Origin of the sequence: Streptomyces sp. NPDC091272 (assembly GCF_044757485.1) — a bacterium.
In the GTDB taxonomy this organism is placed as follows: Bacteria; Actinomycetota; Actinomycetes; order Streptomycetales; family Streptomycetaceae; genus Streptomyces.
Map to the genome: position 1 here is coordinate 1,108,119 of NZ_JBIVVC010000001.1, position 23,362 is coordinate 1,131,480.

Consider the following 23,362-nt stretch of genomic DNA (forward strand, 5'->3'; position numbering starts at 1 on the left):
TCGGTCAGACACCGTTGAGGTAAAGGAGGATGCATTTCGAGCACACCGGCATCAGGCTGGTCTGCTGGAGCGTCGAGCGGACGCGGCGGAAGGCGTCCCCCTGCCAGATGTCTTCGGGCCGCTGTGCGGTCAGGTCGCCGATGACGAACTCGGGGAAGAACTTGCAGGAACTCACCTTGCCGTCCGCGTGGATCTCCATCCGGTTGGAGACGGCGAGACAGCGGTGGCGTTTTTGGGCCGGGTCGGTCGCACCGCGCAGGAAGTCCGGTGCCTCGTCCACCCGGACCTGGGGCTGGTAGCGGACCCGTGAGCTCCACACCCGGTCCGCCAGGCGCCGCATCGAGTCCTGTGCAACCGTGATCATCTCGTCCGAGAGCCGGTAACTGTAGGAGTGCCAGGTGCCCTTCGCGCCGGGCTCCAGCAACCCGAGCCAGGAGAACTGCTCGGCGTACAGGGTGTCCATCGCATCGGCCACGTCTGGGCTGATGTACCAGGGGAACTGGAAGTAGACGGTGTTGACGCCGCGTTCCTCCGCCCACTCCATGAACTCGTACATGTGTGGCGCGGTGTCGTCGCTGACCATGCAGGAGAGCGAGATCTCACCGCGGAACTCCCCGGAGCGCCGGAGGCCGAGCATGAACTCCAGGTTGTCGAGCGTGCGCCGGAACGTCCCACGGCCGCGCAGGGCGTCGTGGGCGTCGCCGATGCCGTCGAGGCTGATCAGCAGGTTGAGCCCGTCCCCGATGCGCAACAGCGAGTCGATGTTGCGCTTGAGCAGCAAGCCGTTCGTACACATGTTGACCGTCCGCGGATGCTCCTCCAGGAGCCGGGCGACCTCGTCGAACCGCGAATGCATCAAGGGCTCGCCGCCCCAGAGGAAGATCTTGGACCTGGGCCCGTCGGTGTACTCCAGCAGGGAGCGGAAGAGGTCGGGACGGATCTCCGTCTGCGCCTTCTGGTGCGAGAAGTCCCTGAAGAACCCGTCTTCGCTCCACTGGTAGCAGTGCAGGCAGCGCAGGTTGCACTTGTACGTGAGCTGGACGCTCATCTCCCTCGGCACCGGGGTCGCGTACGCGGGGTCCTCCTGGACGCCGCGGTTCGCCAGTGACTTGATCTGGATCGTGTGGCGCAGATCCTCGAACTCTTTCGCGGTGAACTTCTTCGAACTGGCCGGACGGGATCCCTGCGTGACCACATGCCCTCCTTTGAGTACCGCTCGGTACGCGGGAGAGCGCTCTCCCGAATGCGCACGACAGTACGTCGTGGCTCAAAATGAGGTCAAGGCCTCTTGATTACATGGGTACTTGAGGAGATGGCTGCGGATGGTCATGGCGGCAGGGGCGACAGGCGGAGGCGCGGGGTGGACGAAGTCGCGGGCACAGGCTCGGTCGCCGGCAGGCGGCTGAAAACGTGCTGCTCGATGGGGAGTTCCGCCGGTAACGAGGTCGCTCCCTCCCGGGCAGCACTCATCGCCACTTAAGTCAAGCAGAAAGAAAAGGCTTGTCAGAGATATTGACGGGGCTTGGGAGGGTGAGCATGGTTCGGGAGAGCGCTCTCCCCAGCGCCTGTCCCATGTTCAAGGAGATCCCCCCAGATGTCTACATTTGGCATGTCCCTGGCGGCCAGACCGCCGGCCCGAGGGCGCGTACGACGCAGCCTCGCGGGCGCCGTCGTCACCGCTCTGGCCGCCACACTCCTCGCAGTGGTACCGGCCACGACGGCGCAGGCGGCCCCTGTGCTCCTGTCGCAGGGCAAGACCGTCACGGCTTCCAGCCAGGAGCACTACGGGACTCCGGCGGCCGAAGCGGTGGACGGAAACCTCGGCACGCGTTGGTCGAGCGCCGCGTCCGACGCGCAGTGGCTGCAGGTCGACCTCGGCAGCACCGTGGCCGTCAACCAGGTGGTGCTGCGCTGGGAGGGCGCCTACGCCAAGGCCTACCGGATCGAACTGTCGACGGACGGCACCAACTGGACGACGGCGTACTCGACCGCGGCCGGCGCGGGCGGCAACGAGACCGTCGCCGTCTCCGGCACGGCCCGGTACGTGCGCATGCAGGGCGTGACCCGTGCCACCGGATACGGCTACTCACTCTGGGAGTTCCAGGTGTACGGCGGTGGCGAGGTCGGCCCGGTCCTGCCCGGCGGCGGCGACCTCGGCCCCAACGTGCACGTCATGGACCCTTCCACCCCGGACATCCAGGCCAAGCTGGACCAGGTGTTCAAGGAGCAGGAGTCCGCGCAGTTCGGCACCGGGCGGCACGCCTTCCTCTTCAAGCCCGGCACGTACAACAACCTCAATGCCCAGGTCGGCTTCTACACCCAGGTCGCGGGTCTCGGCCTGCGCCCGGGTGACACCACCATCAACGGTGACGTCACGGTCGACGCGGGCTGGTTCAACGGCAACGCGACCCAGAACTTCTGGCGCGGGGTGGAGGGCCTGACCGTCAACCCGGTCAGCGGCACCAACCGGTGGGCGGTCTCGCAGGCCGCCTCCTTCCGCCGGATGCACGTCAAGGGCGGTCTCAACCTGGCGCCCAACGGCTACGGCTGGGCCAGCGGCGGCTACATCGCCGACAGCAAGATCGACGGCCAGGTCGGCAACTACTCGCAGCAGCAGTGGTACACCCGTGACAGCTCGATCGGCGGCTGGTCCAACTCGGTCTGGAACCAGACCTTCTCGGGTGTCGAGGGTGCTCCGGCCACCGGCTTCCCCGAGCCGCGATACACCACGTTGGACACCACGCCGATCTCCCGGGAGAAGCCCTACCTCTACCTCGACGGCAACGAGTACAAGGTCTTCGCGCCTGCCAAGCGCACCAACGCCCGCGGCACCACCTGGGCGAACGGCACCCCGGCCGGCACCTCCGTACCGCTGAGCCAGTTCTACGTGGTCAAGCCGGGCGCCACCGCCGCCACGATCAACCAGGCGCTGGCACAGGGCCTGAACCTGCTGTTCACACCCGGCGTCTACCACGTCGACCAGACCATCAACGTGAACCGCGCCAACACCATCGTGCTGGGCCTCGGCCTGGCCACGATCATCCCGGACAACGGCGTCACCGCGATGAAGGTCGCCGACGTCGACGGGGTCCGCCTGGCCGGCTTCCTGATCGACGCGGGACCGGTCAACTCCCCGACTCTGCTGGAAATCGGAGGCCAGGACTCCGCCGCCGACCACGCCGCCAACCCCACCACCGTGCAGGACGTCTACATCCGCGTCGGCGGCGCAGGCGCGGGCAAGGCCACCACCAGTGTGGTCGTGAACAGCGACGACGCCATCATCGACCACACCTGGGTGTGGCGCGCCGACCACGGCGAGGGCTGGGGATGGGAGACCAACCGGGCCGACTACGGCGTCCGCGTCAACGGTGACGACGTGCTGGCCACCGGTCTCTTCGTGGAGCACTTCAACAAGTACGACGTCGAGTGGTACGGCGAGCGCGGCCGGACCATCTTCTACCAGAACGAGAAGGCCTACGACGCGCCGAACCAGGCCGCCATCCAGAACGGCGCCACCAAGGGCTACGCCGCCTACCGCGTCGACGACTCGGTGAACACCCACGAGGCGTGGGGCCTGGGCAGCTACTGCAACTACAACGTGGACCCGACCATCGTCCAGGACCACGGTTTCAAGGCACCCGTCAAGCCGGGGGTGAAGTTCCACAGCCTCCTCGTGGTCTCGCTCGGCGGCATGGGCCACTACAACCACGTCATCAACGACACCGGGGCTTCCACCATCCCCTCGGGCACCTCGACCGTGCCGTCCACCGTCGTCTCCTTCCCCTGAGACGTCCAAGCCTCACCGCCGTACGACGGTGAGGACCTCGATTCCCTTCCGGGCCAAACGTTCGCTTCCCCGCGGTCCGGCCCGGAAGGGCACGCACGGCAACTCCGTACATCTCCCTCCACAAGCGCCGCACGCACACCGGGCCGGGCGGATCCGGCCCCCCGGCGCCCGGCGTCACGAGAAAGCCAGGAGCACACGTGTCCAGTCCCCCCATTGCACCCACTCGTTCCGCTGCACCCGCTCGTTCCCGTGGACGCAACGGAATGTCCCTGGTGACGCTCGGCGCCCTGCTGGCGTCGTCGCTCACCCTGAGCCTGTCCCCGCAGGCCCAAGCCGCAGAAACGCTCCTCTCCCAGGGGAAGGCGGCCACCGCGTCCTCCCAGGAGGGTGACGGGCTCGCCGCGTCCGCCGCCGTCGACGGGAATCTCACCGGTACCCGGTGGGCCAGCAAGTGGACCGACGCCGAGTGGATCCAGGTCGACCTCGGCGCGAGCCAGAGCCTGAGCCGCGTGGTCCTCAGCTGGGAGGGTGCGTACGGCAAGAACTACGAGATCCAAGCCTCCGACGACGGCACCAACTGGCGGACCCTGAAGGCGGTCACCGGTGGTGACGGCGGTACCGACGACATCGCGGTCTCCGGCACGGGCCGGTACGTGCGGATGCAGGGCAACGCCCGCGCCGGGGGCTACGGCTACTCGCTGTGGGAGTTCCAGGTCTTCGGCAGTACGGGTGGCACGGTGGATCCGCCGCCGGGCGGCGCGGTGAAGGTGGCCGGCTCGCAGGGCAACTGGCAGCTGACGGTGGGCGGGCAGCCGTACACGGTCAAGGGTCTGACCTGGGGTCCGTCGGTGGCGGATGCCCCGAAGTACCTGCCGGATGTGAAGTCGATGGGTGTGAACACGATCCGCACCTGGGGCACGGACGGCTCCACGAAGCCGTTGCTGGACACTGCGGCGGCGCAGGGCCTGAAGATTGTGAACGGTTTCTGGCTCCAGCCCGGCGGCGGCCCCGGTTCGGGCGGCTGTGTCAACTACGTCACGGACGCCACGTACAAGACGAATTCGCTGAACGAGTTCGCGAAGTGGGTGGATGCGTACAAGAGTCACCCTGCCACGTTGATGTGGAACGTCGGCAACGAGTCGGTGCTGGGTCTGCAGAACTGTTACAGCGGTGCGGAGCTGGAGGCGCAGCGCAATGCCTACACGAGCTTCGTCAACGATGTCGCGAAGAAGATCCATTCCATCGATCCGGACCACCCGGTGACCTCGACGGACGCGTGGACGGGTGCGTGGCCGTACTACAAGCGCAACGCCCCGGATCTGGACCTGTACTCGATGAACTCCTACGGCGATGTGTGCGGGGTGCGTCAGGACTGGATCGACGGTGGGTACAGCAAGCCGTACATCATCACCGAGGGTGGTCCGGCGGGTGAGTGGGAGGTGCCCGACGACGCGAACGGTGTCCCGGACGAGCCGACCGACGTGCAGAAGGCGGACGGCTACACCAAGGCCTGGAACTGCATCACCGGTCATCAGGGTGTGGCGCTGGGTGCGACCTTGTTCCACTACGGCCTGGAGCACGACTTCGGCGGGGTGTGGTTCAACCTGGTGCCCGACGGGCTGAAGCGGCTGTCGTACTACGCGGTGAAGAAGGCGTACACAGGTTCCACGGCGGGCAACAACACCCCGCCGGTGATCACGAACATGACCGTCTCCCCGGCCTCCGCGGCGCCGGCGGGGCGGGAGTTCACGGTCCGCGCCGACATCCGCGACCCCGACGGGGACCCCGTCACCCCGAAGATCTTCCTGAGCGGGAACTACGCCAGCGGTGACAAGCGGCTGGTCGACGCGCAGTGGCGCGCCACCGGCAACAACACCTTCGCCGTCACCGCCCCGGAGAAGCTCGGGGTGTGGAAGGTGTACATCCAGGCCGAGGACGGCAAGGGCAACGCGGGCATCGAGACCAAGTCGGTGAAGGTCGTCGCCCCGCCGGTGTCCGGCACCAACGTGGCACTCAACAAGCCCACCACCGCGTCCTCCGCGCAGGGCTCCTACGGTGACTGCCCCTGCACCCCGGCCATGGCGGTCGACGGCAAGCAGGAGACCCGCTGGGCCAGCGACTGGGCCGACCCGCAGTGGATCCGCACCGACCTCGGCGAGGCCAAGCCCCTCCGCACCCTTCAGCTGGTCTGGGACCCGGCGTTCGCCAAGGCGTACGAGGTGCAGGTCTCCAACGACGGCACCACCTGGCGCACGGTGCACTCCACCACCACGGGCAACGGTGACATCGACACGATCACCCTCAACGAGACCGCCCGCCACGTGCGGCTCAACCTGACCCAGCGCGGTACCGGCTGGGGCTACTCCCTGCACGAACTCGGCATCTACAGCTGACGACGTCGAACTCCATGTACGCCCCATGAACGGGGGTGGCGGGGACCGCAGCAGGACCCCGCCACCCCTGCACCACCGCACCGAACCGAAGAAGCCCTCACCGCACCAGACCGAAGAAGCCCCTACCGGTCGCGTGGCCCGTTACGGGCACGCGAACCCCCACATGGGCAGGAGATCCCCATGAGATCGAGTCCCAAACGACTCCCCGCACTCCTCCTCGGAACGGCCCTCATCGCAAGCGTCCTCGGCATAGGTACCGTGGCCTCCGCAGCGAACAGCGACAGCAGCGCCCCGACCACCTCCACCGCCGCCGCGAGTACCCACACCGGGCACGTCATGGCTGCGTCCACCAAGGCGTCGGGTGACGATCCGGACGGGGACGGTTACATTCCGGCCGTTCCGCCGGTCACGGGGGTGACGCCGTCCGACCGGACACCGCCGCCCGCCTACTTCCACGAGTTCCAGGCCAACTGCTCGGCCACGCACACCGCTCCGGACGACCCGATCGTCTACCCGGGCCAGTTCGGCAAGTCCCACGACCACACGTTCATGGGCAACAAATCGACCAACGCCGCGAGCACCACGGCGAGCCTCTACGGCGGGGCCACCGCCTGCAAGGCGCCGGCCGACGCCTCCGCGTACTGGATGCCCTCGCTGTTCAAGGGCGACCAGAAGATCCTCCCCGTCGGGCCGCAGACCATCTACTACAAGTCGGGGGTCACCGACTACACCAGCGTGCGCCCCTTCCCCAAGGGGCTGCGGTTCGTCGTGGGCAACCCGATGCAGAGCGCCCAGGAGTTCCGCGCCCACAAGGGATTCGTCGAGGGCTGGGAGTGCGGTGACAGCTTCTTCAACACCGACATCCCCGCGTCCTGCCCCAGCCGCCCCGACGTGCAGCTCAACCTGCGCATGCAGGCGCCCAGCTGCTGGGACGGCAAGTACCTCGACACCCCCGACCACAAGAGCCACATGTCGTACACGGTCGTCAAGCCCGGCACCAACGACAACATGTGCCCGGCCTCCCACCCGGTCGCCCTGCCGATGATCGAGTTCAAGATGGCATGGCCGGTCAACGGCGACATGAGCCAGGTCCGCCTGGCCAGCGGACGCGGCTACTCCTTCCACTACGACTTCTTCAACGCCTGGGAGGAGCGCACCCTCAAGGCCCTCGTCGACCACTGCGTCGTCGGCGGCCTCCAGTGCGACGCACGCGGCTACGACGAAACGAAGCCGCAACGCGGCGCGGTACTGAACGCGGACTACCGACTGCCCTAGGCAGGCCGAAAGCTCCGTACGAGCCCGGCCGTCCCCTGCTCAACCAGGGGGCGGCCGGGCCCTGGATCTGCCCGCCGCTCCCTCCGCACAGTCCCAGGCCGGTCGGGCCGGAGCGCCGGGCCGGAACAGGGAGACTGCGCTCTCCCGGAAAGAAGCAGGAAGCAGCGATGCACGAAGACATGCTGGACCGGTTGGTCGAGAAGCTGACCCTGGAGCAGAAGGTCCGTCTGCTCACCGGCTCCACCGTCTGGCGGACGGCCGCCGAGGAGGCGATCGGGCTCAGGGAGATGGTCTGCTCCGACGGTCCGGCGGGTGTGCGGGGCGAGGCGTGGGACGAGCGCCGCACCTCCGCCCTGCTCCCCTCGGCCTCGGCCCTCGGCGCGACCTGGGACGAACAGCTCGTCTCGGAGCTGGGCGGACTGCTCGCCTCGGAGGCCGTCCTCAAGGGTGTCGACATCGTGCTCGCGCCCAACCTGAATCTGCACCGCAGCCCGCTGGGAGGGCGCCACTTCGAGTGTTTCTCGGAGGACCCCGAGCTGACCGGCCGTACCGGAGCCGCGCTGATCCGTGGCATCCAGGAGCACGGGGTGGCCGCCACGGCCAAGCACTTCGTCGCCAACGACTCCGAGACCGACAGACTGCACGCCGACGTCCGTGTCGGCGAACAGGCCCTGCGCGAGGTCTACCTCGCGCCCTTCGAGGCGGCCGTGGAAGCCGGTGTCTGGCTGACCATGGCCGGCTACAACAGCGTCGGCGGCACGACGATGACCTCTCACCCACTGCTGTCCGCGCCGCTCAGGACCGAATGGGGTTTCGACGGCGTCGCCGTCTCCGACTGGGCCGCCGTACGCACCGTCGACGAACCGGCACGGTCCGCCCTCGACCTGGCGATGCCGGGCCCGCGGAGCCCCTGGGCGGACGGCCTGGTCCGGGCCGTGGAAGAGGGCCGTGTCCCCGCCGCGGCCGTCGACGACAAGGTGCGCCGGATACTCCGGCTCGCGGCCCGGGTCGGCGCGATCGAGGAGCGCCGCCCTCGCCGTCCGAACATGCGGACCGGGGAGGTGCGGCGGCTGCTGCGCCGTGCGGTCGCCGCCGGGACGGTCCTGGTGCGCAATGAAGGGCTCCTGCCCCTCGACCACGGCGCCCTGTCGACGGTGGCGGTCATCGGCGAGCACGCCGCAGCCCCCCGCGTGCAGGGCGGCGGCAGTGCCGGCGTGTTCCCCTCGGCGGTCGTCACACCCCTCGACGGCATCCGTGCACAACTGCGCGGACGAAGCCAGGTGGTGTACGCCCCCGGCCCCACCCTGGAGGTGCCCCCGCCGCCGCTGGACACCGGCAGGTGCACGGACCCGCGGTCGGGGGAGCCCGGGGTGCTGCTGCGCTGCCTGGACGCCGAGGGGCGGGAACTGTACGCCGAACGGCGCCTGTCCGGCAGGCAGCTCGAACCCGACGAGGTACCGGGCGCACACACCGTCGAGATCAGTACGCTGCTCCGGCCCGAGACCGCCGGGACGTGGACCTTCGGCATGGGCGGCTTCGGCCGGATGACACTCAGCGTGGACGGGCGTGCCGTCCTCGACGGAACCTACCCCTGCGAGAGCGACGATCCGGCGATCGTGCACGTCACCCCGCCCCTGCACACCGCACAGGCACACCTGGCGAAGAAGCACCCCGTCCTCCTGGTGGCACGCCGTGAACTGGTCCCCGGTACGGGCCGCGCCACCGTGGTCGCCGCCGCACCGCCGAGGCGCGAACCGGCGGACGCCCTCGCCGAGGCCGTGGCCGTGGCCCGCGGCGCGGACGCCGTGATCGTCGTGGTGGGCACGACGGAGCACAGCGAGACGGAAGGGTACGACCGCGCCGACCTGTCCCTCGGCCGCCATCAGGACGACCTCGTACGCGCGGTCGCCGTCGCCAACCCGCGCACCGTCGCGGTGGTCAACAGCGGAGGTCCGGTCGAACTGCCCTGGCGCGAGGAAGTGGGCGCGCTGCTGCTCACCTGGTTCCCCGGCCAGGAGGCCGGCGCCGGCTTGGCCGACGTCCTCTTCGGGCGCAGCGAACCGGGCGGCAGGCTCCCCACGACCTGGGCGGCCTCCCTCGCCGACGCCCCCGTCACACGCACCCGTCCCGTCGACGGCCGGCTCGACTACGCGGAGGGCCTGCACATCGGCTACCGCGCCTGGCTCCGCGAAGCACGGGAGCCCGCCTACTGGTTCGGGCACGGGATGGGCTACACCACCTGGGAGTACGTGCACGTGGACGCCCCGGCTCAGAACGGGACCGGAGTCCCGTTCACTGTCAGGGTGACGCTGCGCAACACCGGCGAACGGCCGGGGCGCGAGGTCGTCCAGGTCTACCTGGCCCGACCGGACTCAGCCGTGGAGCGCCCGGCACAGTGGCTCGCCGGCTATGCGGCGGTCCACGCCGAAGCGGGCCGCACGGTGACGGCGGAGGTGGTCGTCACGCCGCGCGCGCTGCGGCACTGGTCCTGCCGGGAGGGTGCCTGGCGTACGGAACCAGGACCTTACCGGCTCATGGTGGGGCGGTCGGCGGGAGCGACGGAATGGGAGGGAACGCTCACGGCAACGCCCTGACACCACACCCGACAACTCCCTGACACCCGGCGTCACCGGCGGCCCTTGACGAGTAATTCCACGAAGAAAAACGATTCGCGCGGTGGCACCGGCGGTGACACCCGAAATCCGCGCGCATATTTCCGCGTGGAAATATGCGCGGCGAACTCACCGCGTACGCCGCATCCGGGTCCCGCACGTCCTGCCGCGCGGTTGCACGGAATCCAAATAGCAGATGGCAACGCTTCTGTATTCCGCGAACCTCTCGGATGGGCTACTTTCAGCTCGCACCCCCCTCATCCCTCTATCCCGGGCGGACACCCATGAGTCGTGCCATTGTGCTGCGAGGTGTGAGCAAGAAGTACGACCGTGACTCCTTTGCGGTCCAGCACGTCTCCCTGACGGTCGAGCCGGGGGAGTTCCTGGTTCTTCTGGGCCCTTCCGGCTGTGGCAAATCGACGGTTCTGCGCATGATCGCCGGCCTGGAGGCGATAAGCGAAGGCGAACTGCTACTGGGCGGCAGTTACGCCAACGACACCCCGCCGCACCAGCGGGACATCGCCATGGTGTTCCAGAACTTCGCGCTCTATCCGTCGATGACGGTACGGGAGAACATCGGCTTTCCGCTGAAGCTCCAGGATCCCGGGGCGGACCACGCCCCGCGGGTGGAGGTGACCGCACGGATGCTCGCCATCCACGATCTGCTCGACCGTCTTCCCGGGCAGCTCTCAGGAGGGGAACGGCAGCGGGTGGCGATGGGCAGGGCCGTCTCCCGGCACCCTTCGGTCTTCCTGTTCGACGAGCCGCTGTCGAATCTCGATGCCAAGCTGCGTGAGCATCTACGGGCCGAAATTGCCCAGTTGACCAGGGAAATGGGTGTGACGACGGTCTACGTGACCCACGACCAGTCCGAGGCGATGTCGCTGGGCGACCGGGTGGCGGTCATGCGGGACGGGGTTCTGCAACAGGTAAGCACGCCCCGCGAGTTGTACACCCACCCGGCGAACGTCTTCGTGGCGGCCTTCGTCGGGACACCGCGCATCAACCTGCTGGAAGCCGTCGTGCACGCCCCGGTCGACTCCCGAATGACCCTGGAGCTCGGCCGGCAGTCCCTCGTACTGCCCGTACCTCTGAGCGCCGACCACCAACTCCTGCGTGTGCAGCAGGGACGCCCGATGATCGCCGGGCTGCGCTGCGAAGCGGTACGGATCGCCACCCCCAGCCAGGCAAGAGAGGGCGAGGCAGTGCTGACCGGGATCGTGGAGCACGTCGAGTACCAGGGGCACGAGGTACTGGTGCACCTGCACACCGGCTCACGACCGGCGGCCGTGCCCGACCTGGAGAGCACACGGCTCCACGCCGCGGGCCCGCACAGACGCTCCCCGCGAAAGCGCGGCTTCGAACGGGTGAAGGCCCTCACCGCGAGCTGGACGGACCGGCACCCGATGCCCGCGCAAAGCCCCTCCGCGGCAACCCCGCGAGAGCACAGAACCACTGTGCGCAGCGACCTCGTCGTACGGACAAGCCCACAGGGGCAATTCAGAATCGGCGCCCAGGTGCCGCTGCTGGTCGACCTGGCCCAGCTGTACGTCTTCGACCATCAGGGCCGGCGAATCTGCCCAGCACCGGACAACCTGGTGGACCTGGACTGAGCGGTCGAGGCGCCACCCACCGTCGACAGTCGCGGACACCGGCCGTCGGACCATGGTCCTGGACTCCGCCCTGGTCACGTTCGCGCGATCCGGTTACCGGAAGACCTCGATGGAGGAGGTGGCCCGGGCAGCGGACATCTCCCGGCCCGGGCTGTACTTCCTCTTCTCCTCGAAGGAAAGCCTGTTTCCGCGCCGCCGTCACCCAGGCGGGCCGCTGTGTCGTCCCGCTGACGCGCGATGTGGCGGTGGTCATCGAGGACAACCCCGGCCTCCTGGGGGAGATCATCGAGACCGCAGGCGATCAGCTCATCTCGCCGACCGAGAGCGCATCAGCCCTAGGTCGTGGAGTCGTGCTCGTCGGGGACTTGAGCTGTTCGGCAGCGGTCGCGGTCCTCGCTCCAGGACTTGGGCAGGTAGCGCTCGCGGTCGACCAGCGTGTGGCCGCGAGTGGTGGCGTGGGCGGCGAAGACTCCGGTCTGGCAGTTCTCGGTACGGCCCGCCGTTCCGGAATATTGACGCCGCACCCCAGCTGACGTGGCGCCTTTCTTGATGAGGCCGGTGTCATCGATGATCAACACACTGTCCGAGGATCCGAGTTGGTCTGCCGCACAGAACTGCAGGTCGTCGCGGAGGCGGACAGCGTCCCAGCGGCCGCGGGCCAGGAGGCCGGACCGGACCGGCCGCGGCTCAGACGATCAGGACCCGGCGGCCCCGGGTGTGGCCGGCGCGGCTGTCCGCGTGAGCCGCCGCCGCCTCGGCGAGAGGGTACGACTTCTCAACCGGGATGTGGAGCCTGCCACGGGAAATGAGGTCGACGGCCTCGGCGAGCGCGTCCGGCACACTCCCGGCCACGCCGGAAAACCGTACGCCCTGCTGCGGCGCATCGAGGTCCGCGATGGAGACGACCTTGCTCGGGTCCCCGGTCAGCTCGACGAGTTCGCGGATCACGCCCGAACCGGCCAGGTCCAGGGCCGCGTCGACCCGCCCCAAGCTCCGCACCCGTTCGACCCAGCCCTCGTGGTAGGTCGTCGGGAGGGCGCCCATGCCACGCAGGTAGTCCTGGTTCGCGGCCCCGGCCGTGCCGATCACCGTGATACCGCGTGCACGGGCGATCTGCAGCACCGCGGAACCAACGCCCCCGGACGCGCCGCTGACCACAAGCGTCTGCCCAGGCATCACGCCGACCTCGCGGAGGATGCGCAACGCCGTCTCCACCACCGACGGGTACCCGGCCGCCTCCTCGAAGGTCAGCCCCTCGGGCATTCGCGCCCAGGCCGACAACACCGCGAACTCGGCATAGGTGTCGGTGCCTTCGCCGAACACGCGGTCGCCGACCTTGACCCCTTCGACACCTTCACCCACTTCATCCACCACTCCGGAGGCGTCCTGTCCGACCCCGGCAGGCAGTTCGACCGGATGCGCCCCCAGCACCTGTCCCTCTCGGAGTCTCCAGTCGACGGGGTTGACGCCCGCCGCCCGTACGGCGATGCGTATCTGTCCGGAGCCCGCGTGGGGCTCCTCGGTTTCCACCAGTTGCAGGACCTCGGGACCGCCGAACTCGGCGAAGCTGATTTTCCTCATGAGCCGACACTAACAACAACGGTTAGGTTTTCATAACTGGTAGCGTTCCATAGCTGATAGGGTCAACGCATGAGTGAGCTGACCGGGCGTCGCGAACGCAAGAAGGCCGCGACTCGGCAGAAGATCGCCGACACCGCGCTGCGGCTCTTCCTGGAGCGCGGATACGACGCCGTGGGCATCCGTGACGTGGCGGCCGAGGCCGACGTGGCCGTCACCACCGTTTTCGCCCACTTCACCGCGAAAGAGGCCCTGGTGTTCGCGCGCGACCAGGACTTCGAGCAGCGCCTCACCCGAGTGGTGACCGAGCGGGCCCCGCACGAGCCGCTCATCGCGGCGCTGCATCGCGAGGTCCAGACCCTCGTGCGCCACTGCCTGACGGCTGACAGCGCCCCGATCCGGCGCATGATCGAGGGATCGCCCGCCCTGCAGGCCTTCGAGGAGTCGCTGTGCCTGCGTTACGCGCAGACGCTGGCAGAGGCGCTGGCCGCCGAGCCCAACTCGCACCGGAGCACGACGGTCTGCCGGGCCACCGCGCGGTTCACCATCGACGCCTACGCGCTGGCCTGCCGGGCGGACGATCCCGGGGCCACGGTCGATGAGGTGTTCCGCATGATCGAGGCAGCCTGGGAAGTAACCGCCCCCTGACCCGGGAACGCCGGCCGCCGCGGTCCGAGGCACGACCCGCGTGAATCACGACGTCCGCCGCATGAAGCAGACGCCCAGGGGAGCGTGCACCGCGGCTGGAGCCGCTATGGCCGGGTTACGGCTGACAGCGGTCAGATGTCGCAGTGGCAGCCCGTGGCGATCACGCAAGAGCGCACGTGCTCGCACAGACTGAGATATCTCCCCCGCTCCCCGGGCACGGGCACTGGCGTCCGACAGTCCCCAGTGGCCCGGAACCAGCCGGAACAGCTTGCGGAAATCACGGGGCACGGCCGGGCGTTCCGAGCGGACCCTCGTGACGAGCGCCCGCTCGCCGGGGAAGAGGTCCGGGCCTCCAGAGACCTCCGGCCCAGGTTCTCGTGTGGCGACTGGTTGGCGGGCCGTGTTTCACCGGAGTACCGGTCCAAGCCCGCCTGCCAGCTCGCGCAGGCGACAGTGTCCCGGCCGTTCACCGGACCACCCGCGGCCGCCTGCGGCTGTCTGCCGCACGAGGGCTGGCGCATTCGTGCGGCAATCCGCGCGCGGCCCGCACGGTCTCGATGCCCCCGCATCATCAACGCCGTCGCCCAAGGCCTAGGCCTCGACTGCCCAGGCATCATTCCGGGGAGGCGGTGTCCTCGTCGTCGTAGTGGATGACCCCGTCCTCGTCGAGGTGCGGGCGGATTTGGCTGGGGTCCTGGCTGTTGACGTCGGAGGGGCGGGGGCCTTCCGGGCCGTCGGGCCCCCAGCGCAGCAGCCGGCGGATGCGGCCGATCCGGGACACGGCCCCGTTCACCTCGATCTGGTTGAGCCGTCCGGCACGCAGGCGGTCCGCGGCCTCGGCGTACACGGTGAGTTCGGGCAGTTTGGGGTGGGTGCCTTCGGCGACCACGGTGCGCGCGTCGCTCTTGTGCTCGCCGTGCAGGGGCAGGAGGCCGCGCCGGCGGGGCTCCATCCAGACCAGGGAGAAGTCGAGCGTTCTACGGGCGTCATGGGCGGTGGCGTGCAGGGAACTACCGGGCGTCCACGCCGTGTCGGTGTGGTTGCGTTCCACGATGGCGAACGTCGCGGGCAGCAGCAGCACATCGGGGTGACTCTCCAGAGCTTGCAGGGAGTCGTGGATGACAGCGGCGGGGAACCGGACGGTGCCCCTGTAGGCCAGGTCGCGCAGCGAGAGCCGTTCGACTGCCAGGGCAGGTGTGAGAGGGGCGTCCGCATCCAGGAGCAGTCCCTCGTCGGGTCGGGGCCCCTTGGCGCCGCGCGTCCAGTCGGGATGCAGGGGTTCGGGGTCGGTGGGGCGCGGCATCTCGATGTCACCGTTCGCGTCCAGGGCGACGTACTCCTCGGCCCGCACAATGCGGTAACGGGCCCCGAGCACGGTGAGCTCATCGACGCGCTCGCGCTCCAGGCGGGCAACCGCCGCAAGCAGCGCCCGGCGTTGCGCCTTGTCCGGGGCGTCGTCCTTGGCCTTGATCCACAGGAGCGAGTTCAGTGCGTCACGGGCCTGCTGGGGGCATCCGGCGGTCACCTCGGACACCACGCGCCAGCACCGGCCGTCCGCCGCCTCCTGAACTGCCACCCCGAAGACAGGGCCGCGCACCCCCAGGATGCCGTTCTGCTGGACGGCGTCGAGCGCGTCGGCCTCGATCGCGGCCTCGACCGGTTCGACCGGCAGTCTCACCGCCACGGGTGACCCGACCGGCTCCGCGTTTTCTTGGCTCATGCCGCCATCCTGTCGGCAGCGGCACGGCCGGGTGACGGATTTCCCGGAACAGCACATGATGAGGGTTGCCCGAAAGCCGCGGAATGACAGGCGTCACGAACCGACGACATACCCCCGTTCTGCCCCTCCGGCCTGCTGTCCCCACCGGGGCCTTGTCCGGCGAGCCCTGTGTCGAGCGGGCGGCCGGGTCAGTGCGGACAGAGATCGGTACCGATCTTGTCATCGTTCATCTGGCCGTCGGAGCAGTAGTACTTGACCTCGGGACTGCCATTCACCTTCGGGCAGTGGTACAAGGCGTCCTCCTCGACGTCTCCGCTGAGGAAGCCGGACCCGTCTGTGGCGCGGAGCCAGTAGAAGGTGCCGAGGTATTTCCCACACTTCGCGGGCGTCTCGGCCGCGTGGGCGGGTGAGGGCACGAGGAGTGTCAGGACGGCGGCTGCACAGAGCGCGAGGCGTTTCACGAACGGGTCCTCCGGAAGCTGGATATGGCGGCGTATGAGGTATCGGCAGCGCTGCCCGCACAGTTGAGGCCACCGCGCTGCGGCCGGAGCAGGGCGTCGGCGCGGACGCGTTGCCGTGTCAGAGCCCGCAGTGATCCTTGCCCGGTTCGGAGCCCACGCTGACCCGGGCGCGAGAGAGGTTTGGCGGTCCCCTCCACACAGGCGACCGCCACCCTTCCACCTCACCGCGGGCCAGGCGGGCGACGCACCCGCCCTCGAGGAGGTGATGGTCCGTGTGCGGATCCCCCGCCGCCGTGGGCGGCCCCGCAGCCGGCCGGGGGCGGTCCTGGCCGACCAGGCTTACTCCTCCCGCGCCATCCGCGAACACCTGCGGCGACGCGGCATCCGCACCGTCATCCCCAGCCGAGGCCCGGAAGTCGGCCCCGCTCGTCGGTCAGCCGAGTTCCGGGAGGGCCCGGTGAGCCACCTCGTGTGCTTCGGTGTCGGGCACTCGCAGCATGCGCAGTACCAGTTCGGCGAGTTGATCGCCGGCGTCCGGTTCGAGGCGGCAGGTGGTGCTGAGCTGGAGGAGGCCGAGGAGGGCGCCGCCGACCGCGCTGAGTGCGACCTGGGGATTCTCGAAGTGGAAGCGGCCACGGCTGCGGCCTTCGAGGAGATCGCGCAGGGCGCGCGGGCCGAGGCCGGTGGGAACGTGGATCTGGCTCAGGCCCCGCAGGCACAGGATGCGGGTGAGTTCGGGGTGGACGGGGGCCAGGCGGATGCTGAGGCGAAGGCTGACGGCGAGGGTCTCGGCAGGGTCGTCGAGGCCGGCGGTGACGCCGTCCAAGAGGCGTCCGTGTTCCTCCAGGGCGTCCGTCACGGCGGCGTCGAACAGATCGGACTTGGTGCTGAAGTAGTTGTAGAAGGTGCCGAAGCCCACGTCGGCCCGGTCGGCGATCTCCTGGATGCTCACCTCGGTGTGGCCCCGTTCGGCGAGGATGGCGCGTGCCGCGCCGACCAGTGCCTGACGGGACCGGGCGCGGCGGCGCTCATGGCGGTTGGGGGTGGCGGAGGGGGCTTGCGGCATGGGTGGAGTTTATTTCACCAGTGACCGTGCACTTCGGGCCGGTCTGCGGCCGGTGTCACGTCCCGTGCACCGCCGTGAGCCGGGGGAAGAGGAGGGCCGCGTTTCCCGACACCACCGCGCGCAGTTGCTCTTGCGTGAGCGCGTCGGTCGTGGCCAGGTCGCGGGCGAGGCCCTCGGCGACCCAGTCGGGCGTGAACGGGTAGTCGCTGCCGTAGAGCAGCTGTTCCGGCGGTACGAGGGACAGCAGCGCGGGCAGGGCGCGCGGCAGGGTGAAGCCGGCGACGTCGTAGTGCAGGCGCCGCAGGGCGGCGAGGACGTCGACGGGTGCCTCGGGGTTGTCCATGACGGCGAAGCAGGCGATGCGGTCGGCCAGGACGGGGAGCGCGGCGCCCGCGTGGGGGACGATCAGCCGCAGGCCGGGATGGCGGTCCAGGACTCCGTTGAGGGCGAGCTGGGCGATGGTCCGGGTGGTGTCGAAGAGGAACTCGACCATGGGGCGGGAGCGGCCGAGGGCGGTCTGCTGTCCGCAGACCGGTGTGGTGGGGTGCAGGACGACGACGGCCGGGCGGCGGTCGAGCTCGGCCAGGACGGGCTCGAACCGGGGGTCGCCGAGGTAGACGCCGTCGTAGTGGGTGGCCAGGGCGATGCCGTCCGCGCCGAGGGTGTCCAGGGCGTACGCGGCCTCCTCGATGGCGGCCTGTACGTCGGGCAGCGGAAGTGACGCCAGCAGGCCGAAGCGCGCGGGGTGGTCCCGTACGAGGGCGGCGCCCTCGTCGTTCACCGCGCGGGCCAGCGCACGGGTGGCAGCCAGCCCGGCCTGGCCGCCCAGGTGGACGCCGGGTGAGGACACCGACAGCAGGGCGGTGGCGGTCCCGATCTGGTCCATGGTTGCCAGCGCCGCTTCGGGGGTCCACGACGGCACACCGGGCATGCCGTCGGGGCCATCGATGCCGGCGGCACGGTAGGCGGCCCGCAGCCGGGGGGTGAGGAAGTGGGCATGGACGTCCACGGCGCAGTCCAGCGGGGGGACGGTGTCCGGTGTTTCGGCTGAGGTCATGCGGTTCCTCCGAAGTGCTGCTGGGTGTGCGGTCGGGGCGGCAGACCGGGCGAGGTGCTGGGTGTGCGGTCGGGGTGGCAGACCGGGCGAGGTGCCGGGTGTGCGGTCGGGGCGGCCAACCGGCATCCCGGCCACCGGGGTTGCGGCCGGCCGCGGGAGGTGCTGGGTGTGCCTTCGGGGACCGGCATCCCGGCCACCGGGGTTGCGGCCGGCCGCGGGAGAACTGGTCTCCCCGCCCCGGGCGGTGCATGCGCGAGACGGGGCTGAGTTCGGCTCCGCGCTATGTGAGATGCCGGGTCAGGAAGGCGATCTGCTCCGTGACGACCCGTTCGAAGACTTCTCCGGTGTACGGCGTGAAGTGGCCGCCGGGGTAGGGGGAGAGCTGGGCGCGAGGGGCCCGGGCCGCCGCCCGGTGGGCGGGGCACGGCGGGGTGGCGGTGTCGTGGGTACCGGGCTGGATGAGCCAGGGACAGGCAACGTGCGACGCGCGACGCACGGGACGGTATCGATGCAGGCGGAGCAGGATGCGGGCGGAGACGTCGGTGGCGGGGAGCTTGCCGTCGGGGGACATGGCCCGCAGGGCGGCCTCGACGTCCGCGCCCGCCATGAGCGCCCCGGAACCGGGACCGCCGGCGGCCGGGACGAGGAGCGGTGCCCGCCCGAGTCGCCCGCGAACCTCGTCCCGCAGGCCGGCGGCCATCAGCCGCACCTTAAGGACGGCCGGTGTGGTGCGCCCGGCGGTGCGGCCGTCGAGGAACGGGTTCATGGAGATCACCGCCGCGATCGCCGGGTCGTGCGCGGCGACGACGGCGACGTGGCCACCGCTCAGCGAGGTGCCCCACAGGGCGATCCGGGTGTTGTCGACCTCGGGCAGGGACCGGGCCAGCGCGAGGACCGCCGACCAGTCCTCGCGCTGGGCCCGCAGGTCCGTCAGCGCCCGAGGCAGGCCCTCGCTGTCACCGAAGTACCGGTAGTCGAAGGTGAGCGCGGACAGCCCGGCGGCGGCGAAACGCCGAGCGAAGGCCTCCAGCCGCGCGGCCCGGACGGCGCCCAGGCCGTGCGCCAGGACGACGCAGGGCAGCGGGCCCGCGGTGTCGGCGGGCCGGTGCAGCCACACCGCGCACCGCGTCCCACCGGACAGGACGAGGAGGTCACGGCGGACCACAGGACGGTCATCGACCGTCGTGCTCATCGCGTCGGCTCCTGTGGGACGCCCTCGGGCCTCCCGTGGACCGGGCCCCGGGACGCGTTCGCGCGCTCGGTGGGGGACACAGGTCCGCCGAACCGCAGCGTGCCGTCGTCGAGACGTGCACGACGGAACGCCCGCAGATCGCTCGGGTAGTTGGTCCCCACCCGCCAAGGGTCGCGGGTGCCGCTCTGCGGGAAGGCATGCACCGAGCGCCGGACATACCCCGCGGAGAAGTCCAGCAGCGGGCGCCGTTCGCCGGCCCCGGCGGCGTCCGGGACACAGACCTGCCGGCTGGTGGCGTCCAGGTGGGCGAGGAGCCGGCACACGAAGGCGGCGGTCAGGTCCGCCTTGAGGGTCCAGGAGGCGTTGGTGTAACCGAGGGTGAAGGCCAGATTCGGCACACCGTCCAGCATCAGACCGCGGTAGGTCACCGTGTCGTGCAGCCGGACCTCGGCGCCGTCGACCGACAGGCGGACACCGCCGAAGGCCAGCAGGTCCAGGCCGGTCGCAGTGACCACCACGTCGGCCCGGACCTCCCGCCCGGAGGCGAGCCGCAGGCCGTCCGGGATGAAGGTGTCGATGTGGTCGGTGACGACCTCGGCGCGTCTGTCGGACAGGGCCCGGAACAGGTCACCGTCCGGGACCACGCACAGGCGCTGGTCCCACGGTTTGTAGCGGGGGTTGAAGTGGGTGCCGACGTCGAACCCGGCGGGCAGCCGGCGTTTCACCGCGGTCCGGATCAGTGCCCGCGCCACCGTGGGCAGCCGCTGCCCCAGCTGGTAGGAGCCGACGCCGACCAGGATGTTCTTCCAGCGGACCACCGGCTGGGCCGCCTTCTTACCGGCGATCCTGGCCAGCACACGTGCCACCGGATCCACCTCCGGGAGCGGAACGACGTAGGTGGGCGAACGCTGCACCATGGTCACGTGCGCCGCGTCACGGGCCAGTGCCGGCACCAGCGTCATCGCGGTGGCGCCGCTGCCGATGACGGCGACGCGGCGGCCGGAATGATCCAGGTCGGCGGGCCAGTGTTGGGGATGGACGACCCGCCCGGTGTACTCCTCACGACCCGGGAAGTCCGGGGTGTGGCCGTGCTCGTACCGGTAGTAGCCGGTGCACAGCTGCAGGAAACGGCAGGTGTACGTCACCTCCTCGGACTCCGGCGGCCCCTCCCCGGTGGCGGCCGTCCGGCGGACCCGCACGGTCCAGCGGGCCGCGCTGCTCGACCACTCGGCGCCCGTGACCCGGTGGCCCGTCCGGATGCGGCGGTCGACGCCGTACTCGGCTGCCGTCTCCCGCAGGTACGCGAGGACCGACGCCCCGTCGACGATGGCCCGCGGGTCGTGCCAGGGACGGAACCGGTAGGCGAAGGTCTGCATGTCGGAGTCCGACCGGATGCCGGGGTAGCGGAACAGGTCCCAGGTGCCTCCCGTGGCCTCCCGCCCCTCCAGTACGACGTACGTCAGTTTCGGCAGTGCCCGGGTCAGGTGGCAGGCGGCGCCGATTCCGCTCAGCCCTGCGCCCACGATGAGGACATCGACGTGGCGTGGTGGAGGTGCAGTCGATGGCGGTGCCTCGGTGGAGGCGGTGGACGGAGATGCTGCGGCGTCGTCCGAGTTCATCAGAACCTCGCTCTCATCAAAGATGATGAGATCATCAAATGCTCTGAGAGCCTTTGTCAACAGAGCGGCGTGCAGGGACGGTTGCCGCCCCCGGCCCCGGCGGCGTCCGCCGAGGCGGTCACACGGCGTTACGCTTCCCCGTATGACAGCCGGTGGCAGCGCCAAGGACCCCAAGGGCGAACAGGGCGCACAGAGGACTTCCAGGCCCGCGCAACTGCGGGGCCGCCGCCTGCGGGAGGCGGTGCTGACCGCCACCCTCGACCTGCTCTCCTCGGAGGGCCTTGCCGCGGTCTCGGTGAACGCCGTGGCCAAGGCCGCGGGCGTTCACGAAACCTCCGTCTACCGGCACTGGGGAACCCGCGAACAGCTGATCCACGACGCCCTGTCGACACATACCGTCGAAGCCCTCCCCACCCCTGACACCGGCGACGTCCGCCAGGACCTCACCGAGCTGTTCGCTGCGGTGGCCCGCTACCTGCTCACCCCCCAGGGAGCGGCCCTCCTCCAGCTCGGCGTCTCCGCGGCGGGCAACTGGCAGGACGCCGGGCTGCGCGCCTACTGGGAGAGCCGCCTGGACCGGGGCGAGGCGGTCGTGCACCGCGGAGTGGAGCGGGGTGAACTCGACGCGGACACCGACCCGCGCCTGCTCGTGGAGATGATCGGCGCCCTCCTCTTCGTCCGCACCCTGACCGGCGCGCCGGTCGACGAGCGGGTGGCGGCGACCGCGGTGGCTCAGGTGCTCGACGGGGCGCGGCCACTCGGGACCCGGGGCGGGGAGCGCACCCGGGCGTGACGCCGCCCCCGTCGCGGCACCGGGCCTGCCGGGACGGCGGCCGTGCCCGGTGGGCGTTCCGCTTCTCGTGGGGGAGGGCCCGTGCGGAGATGCGGTGGCGGCGCTGCCGTGCCGCGATGCCGTACGGCAGGGGCGCCGACAGGTCGAGCCGTAACGCAAGTCGACTTGCGATGCGCCAACAGAGGGTCTACGTTATTGCAAGTCCACTTGCGATAGCTGTGCGGTGAACTCCTCCCGCACGGACGCCCCCTGCTCCCCAGAGAGATCCCCATGTTCAGCCGCTCCAGAACCTGGGCGACCGCCCTCGCCCTCGGCCTCCTCGCCGTCGTCTTCACCACCTCCTACCTGGGCGCGTTCCTGGATCCGAGCGCCAACACCAAGGACCTGCCGATCGCCCTCGTGAACCAGGACAAGGGCGATCTGGGGCACCGCCTGAGTGTCGGCATCACCGGCGAGAACGGCGACGGAGCCGTCCGCTGGACCACCACGGACTCCGCCGAAGAGGCGCGGGAGCTGCTGAAGGACGGGACGGTCTACGCAGCCGTCGAAATCCCCGCCGACTTCAGCGCCCGGGTCCAGGCGCTGAACGCGGCGGCCAGTGCGAACGACGGCACCGGAACGGCCACCCGGCCGGTCCTCACCGTGCTCACCCAGCCCGCCGTCGGCCCCATGGCGGTCGGCGCGGCCCAGGGAGCGGCGACGACGGCCGCGAGCGGCGCCTCCCGGCAACTCGGAGCCTCCCTGCTGCGCCCCGACGCGACGCCCGTGCAGAAACTGCTGCTCCAGGATCCCGTCCGCGCGGAAGTGCGAGAGTTCAGGGCGCTGCCCGCTCAGTCGGCCAAGGGGCTCGCTGCGTTCTACGTGCCTCTCGTCCTCGTCGTGGTGAGCCTCATGGGAGCCACCGCGGTGGGCGCCGCCGTCGGCAGGTCCCCGCTCACGGCCGCGTCCGGCGCACGGGCGGGCAGCCCCCTGCGCACCAAAGCAGCACTCATGCTCGCCACCAGCGCCCTCATCACCGCCGGAACCCTGATCACCGCCGTGGCCGTCCTGGACCTGCCGGCCCCGCACGTGACGCACCTGGCACTCCTGGCGTTCGGCATCTCAGCAGCCGTCGGGCTGCTGATGCTCGCCCTCACCGAGCTGCTCGGCCTCCTCGCGATCCCATTCGGCATGATCGGCTTCATCGTCCTGGGCATCCCGACTTCGGGCGGCCCGTACCCGATGGAAATGGTCCCGGGCACCTTCCGGGTGCTCTCTCACGGACTGCCCCTGCATCACTGGGTGGCGGGGGTCCGCTCCCTGCTCTACTACGACGCTTCCGGGGCCGCGGGGGCAACAGCGGCCTGGACCGCAGTCGCCGGGTGCTTGGCGCTCGCCGGCGTTCTCATCTCTGCCGCCCGGTGGCGCAGCCGGACCGGCCACGCTGTGGACAGCGCGCCCACCGCACTTTGAGCCACAACGGACTGCACCTCATCGTGCTGCAGTTCATCACTGGCGGCCCGGCCGTGGAAGTAACCTGGGACGACCCGGACATCACAGAGCGCAAAT

General features: G+C 70.0%; 16 protein-coding genes and 1 pseudogene. 8 read left to right on the forward strand and 9 right to left on the reverse strand.

What is annotated here, in order from left to right:
* Positions 1 to 4 precede the first annotated feature (4 nt).
* On the reverse strand, positions 5 to 1,195 hold the full coding sequence (locus ACIQM4_RS04595; protein WP_401585848.1) for a radical SAM protein: 1,191 nt from the start codon (positions 1,193 to 1,195) through the stop codon (positions 5 to 7).
* Between the two features lie 414 nt (positions 1,196 to 1,609).
* Between ACIQM4_RS04595 and ACIQM4_RS04600 the strand changes: the two genes are divergently transcribed.
* The 5 genes from ACIQM4_RS04600 to ACIQM4_RS04620 all read left to right on the forward strand — a co-directional run bounded on the left by ACIQM4_RS04600 (position 1,610) and on the right by ACIQM4_RS04620 (position 11,680).
* Entirely contained in the window at positions 1,610 to 3,787 is a 2,178-nt protein-coding gene (locus ACIQM4_RS04600; protein ID WP_401586145.1) for a discoidin domain-containing protein, read from the forward strand.
* A 263-nt stretch (positions 3,788 to 4,050) separates the two neighbouring features.
* A complete protein-coding gene (locus tag ACIQM4_RS04605) occupies positions 4,051 to 6,180 on the forward strand; it encodes a discoidin domain-containing protein (protein WP_401585850.1) in 2,130 nt (709 codons plus the stop codon).
* A 180-nt stretch (positions 6,181 to 6,360) separates the two neighbouring features.
* Positions 6,361 to 7,455 carry a DUF1996 domain-containing protein gene (locus ACIQM4_RS04610; protein ID WP_401585853.1) on the forward strand — a complete coding sequence of 365 codons (1,095 nt, stop codon included), beginning with the start codon at positions 6,361 to 6,363 and terminating at the stop codon, positions 7,453 to 7,455.
* Between the two features lie 167 nt (positions 7,456 to 7,622).
* On the forward strand, positions 7,623 to 10,049 hold the full coding sequence (locus ACIQM4_RS04615; RefSeq protein ID WP_401585855.1) for a beta-glucosidase: 2,427 nt from the start codon (positions 7,623 to 7,625) through the stop codon (positions 10,047 to 10,049).
* Positions 10,050 to 10,351: 302 nt separating this feature from the next.
* Entirely contained in the window at positions 10,352 to 11,680 is a 1,329-nt protein-coding gene (locus ACIQM4_RS04620; RefSeq protein ID WP_401585857.1) for an ABC transporter ATP-binding protein, read from the forward strand.
* Positions 11,681 to 12,036: 356 nt separating this feature from the next.
* On the opposite strand, the pseudogene ACIQM4_RS04625 reads toward ACIQM4_RS04620, so the two are convergent.
* Both ACIQM4_RS04625 and ACIQM4_RS04630 read right to left on the reverse strand, forming a co-directional pair.
* A pseudogene (locus ACIQM4_RS04625) lies at positions 12,037 to 12,345 on the reverse strand (transposase); the annotation flags it as partial.
* 22 nt (positions 12,346 to 12,367) lie between these two features.
* Positions 12,368 to 13,261, reverse strand: coding sequence for an NADP-dependent oxidoreductase (locus ACIQM4_RS04630; protein WP_401585859.1), 894 nt, complete (start codon positions 13,259 to 13,261; stop codon positions 12,368 to 12,370).
* 69 nt (positions 13,262 to 13,330) lie between these two features.
* Here ACIQM4_RS04630 and ACIQM4_RS04635 point away from each other — a divergent pair, with 69 nt between their 5' ends.
* Complete coding sequence (locus ACIQM4_RS04635) at positions 13,331 to 13,906, forward strand: TetR/AcrR family transcriptional regulator (protein WP_401585862.1); 576 nt, start codon at positions 13,331 to 13,333, stop codon at positions 13,904 to 13,906.
* Positions 13,907 to 14,519: 613 nt separating this feature from the next.
* Here ACIQM4_RS04635 and ACIQM4_RS04640 read toward each other — a convergent pair.
* From ACIQM4_RS04640 to ACIQM4_RS04665, 6 genes are all read right to left on the reverse strand, one after another.
* Positions 14,520 to 15,626, reverse strand: coding sequence for a DUF5954 family protein (locus ACIQM4_RS04640; RefSeq protein ID WP_401585865.1), 1,107 nt, complete (start codon positions 15,624 to 15,626; stop codon positions 14,520 to 14,522).
* 188 nt (positions 15,627 to 15,814) lie between these two features.
* Entirely contained in the window at positions 15,815 to 16,087 is a 273-nt protein-coding gene (locus ACIQM4_RS04645) for a hypothetical protein (RefSeq protein ID WP_401585867.1), read from the reverse strand.
* Between the two features lie 433 nt (positions 16,088 to 16,520).
* Entirely contained in the window at positions 16,521 to 17,153 is a 633-nt protein-coding gene (locus ACIQM4_RS04650) for a TetR/AcrR family transcriptional regulator (RefSeq protein WP_401585869.1), read from the reverse strand.
* Positions 17,154 to 17,208: 55 nt separating this feature from the next.
* On the reverse strand, positions 17,209 to 18,210 hold the full coding sequence (locus ACIQM4_RS04655) for an amidohydrolase family protein (RefSeq protein ID WP_401585871.1): 1,002 nt from the start codon (positions 18,208 to 18,210) through the stop codon (positions 17,209 to 17,211).
* A 280-nt stretch (positions 18,211 to 18,490) separates the two neighbouring features.
* Complete coding sequence (locus tag ACIQM4_RS04660; protein ID WP_401585874.1) at positions 18,491 to 19,402, reverse strand: alpha/beta hydrolase; 912 nt, start codon at positions 19,400 to 19,402, stop codon at positions 18,491 to 18,493.
* Complete coding sequence (locus ACIQM4_RS04665) at positions 19,399 to 21,021, reverse strand: flavin-containing monooxygenase (protein ID WP_401585876.1); 1,623 nt, start codon at positions 21,019 to 21,021, stop codon at positions 19,399 to 19,401. The genes ACIQM4_RS04660 and ACIQM4_RS04665 overlap by 4 nt, the downstream gene beginning before the upstream one ends.
* A 142-nt stretch (positions 21,022 to 21,163) precedes the next feature.
* Here ACIQM4_RS04665 and ACIQM4_RS04670 point away from each other — a divergent pair, with 142 nt between their 5' ends.
* Both ACIQM4_RS04670 and ACIQM4_RS04675 read left to right on the forward strand, forming a co-directional pair.
* Entirely contained in the window at positions 21,164 to 21,814 is a 651-nt protein-coding gene (locus tag ACIQM4_RS04670; protein ID WP_401585879.1) for a TetR/AcrR family transcriptional regulator, read from the forward strand.
* A 270-nt stretch (positions 21,815 to 22,084) separates the two neighbouring features.
* Entirely contained in the window at positions 22,085 to 23,266 is a 1,182-nt protein-coding gene (locus ACIQM4_RS04675; protein WP_401585881.1) for an ABC transporter permease, read from the forward strand.
* Positions 23,267 to 23,362 lie beyond the last annotated feature (96 nt).

Bases quoted from the DNA above. Each gene is read 5' to 3' on its own strand.
- ACIQM4_RS04600 (WP_401586145.1), top strand. From the start codon at position 1,610: ATGTCCCTGGCGGCCAGACCGCCGGCCCGAGGGCGCGTACGACGCAGC.
- ACIQM4_RS04605 (WP_401585850.1), top strand. From the start codon at position 4,051: ATGTCCCTGGTGACGCTCGGCGCCCTGCTGGCGTCGTCGCTCACCCTG.
- ACIQM4_RS04610 (WP_401585853.1), top strand. From the start codon at position 6,361: ATGAGATCGAGTCCCAAACGACTCCCCGCACTCCTCCTCGGAACGGCC.
- ACIQM4_RS04615 (WP_401585855.1), top strand. From the start codon at position 7,623: ATGCACGAAGACATGCTGGACCGGTTGGTCGAGAAGCTGACCCTGGAG.
- ACIQM4_RS04620 (WP_401585857.1), top strand. From the start codon at position 10,352: ATGAGTCGTGCCATTGTGCTGCGAGGTGTGAGCAAGAAGTACGACCGT.
- ACIQM4_RS04630 (WP_401585859.1), bottom strand. From the start codon at position 13,261: ATGAGGAAAATCAGCTTCGCCGAGTTCGGCGGTCCCGAGGTCCTGCAA.
- ACIQM4_RS04635 (WP_401585862.1), top strand. From the start codon at position 13,331: ATGAGTGAGCTGACCGGGCGTCGCGAACGCAAGAAGGCCGCGACTCGG.
- ACIQM4_RS04640 (WP_401585865.1), bottom strand. From the start codon at position 15,626: ATGAGCCAAGAAAACGCGGAGCCGGTCGGGTCACCCGTGGCGGTGAGA.
- ACIQM4_RS04650 (WP_401585869.1), bottom strand. From the start codon at position 17,153: ATGCCGCAAGCCCCCTCCGCCACCCCCAACCGCCATGAGCGCCGCCGC.
- ACIQM4_RS04655 (WP_401585871.1), bottom strand. From the start codon at position 18,210: ATGACCTCAGCCGAAACACCGGACACCGTCCCCCCGCTGGACTGCGCC.
- ACIQM4_RS04660 (WP_401585874.1), bottom strand. From the start codon at position 19,402: ATGAGCACGACGGTCGATGACCGTCCTGTGGTCCGCCGTGACCTCCTC.
- ACIQM4_RS04665 (WP_401585876.1), bottom strand. From the start codon at position 21,021: ATGAACTCGGACGACGCCGCAGCATCTCCGTCCACCGCCTCCACCGAG.
- ACIQM4_RS04670 (WP_401585879.1), top strand. From the start codon at position 21,164: ATGACAGCCGGTGGCAGCGCCAAGGACCCCAAGGGCGAACAGGGCGCA.
- ACIQM4_RS04675 (WP_401585881.1), top strand. From the start codon at position 22,085: ATGTTCAGCCGCTCCAGAACCTGGGCGACCGCCCTCGCCCTCGGCCTC.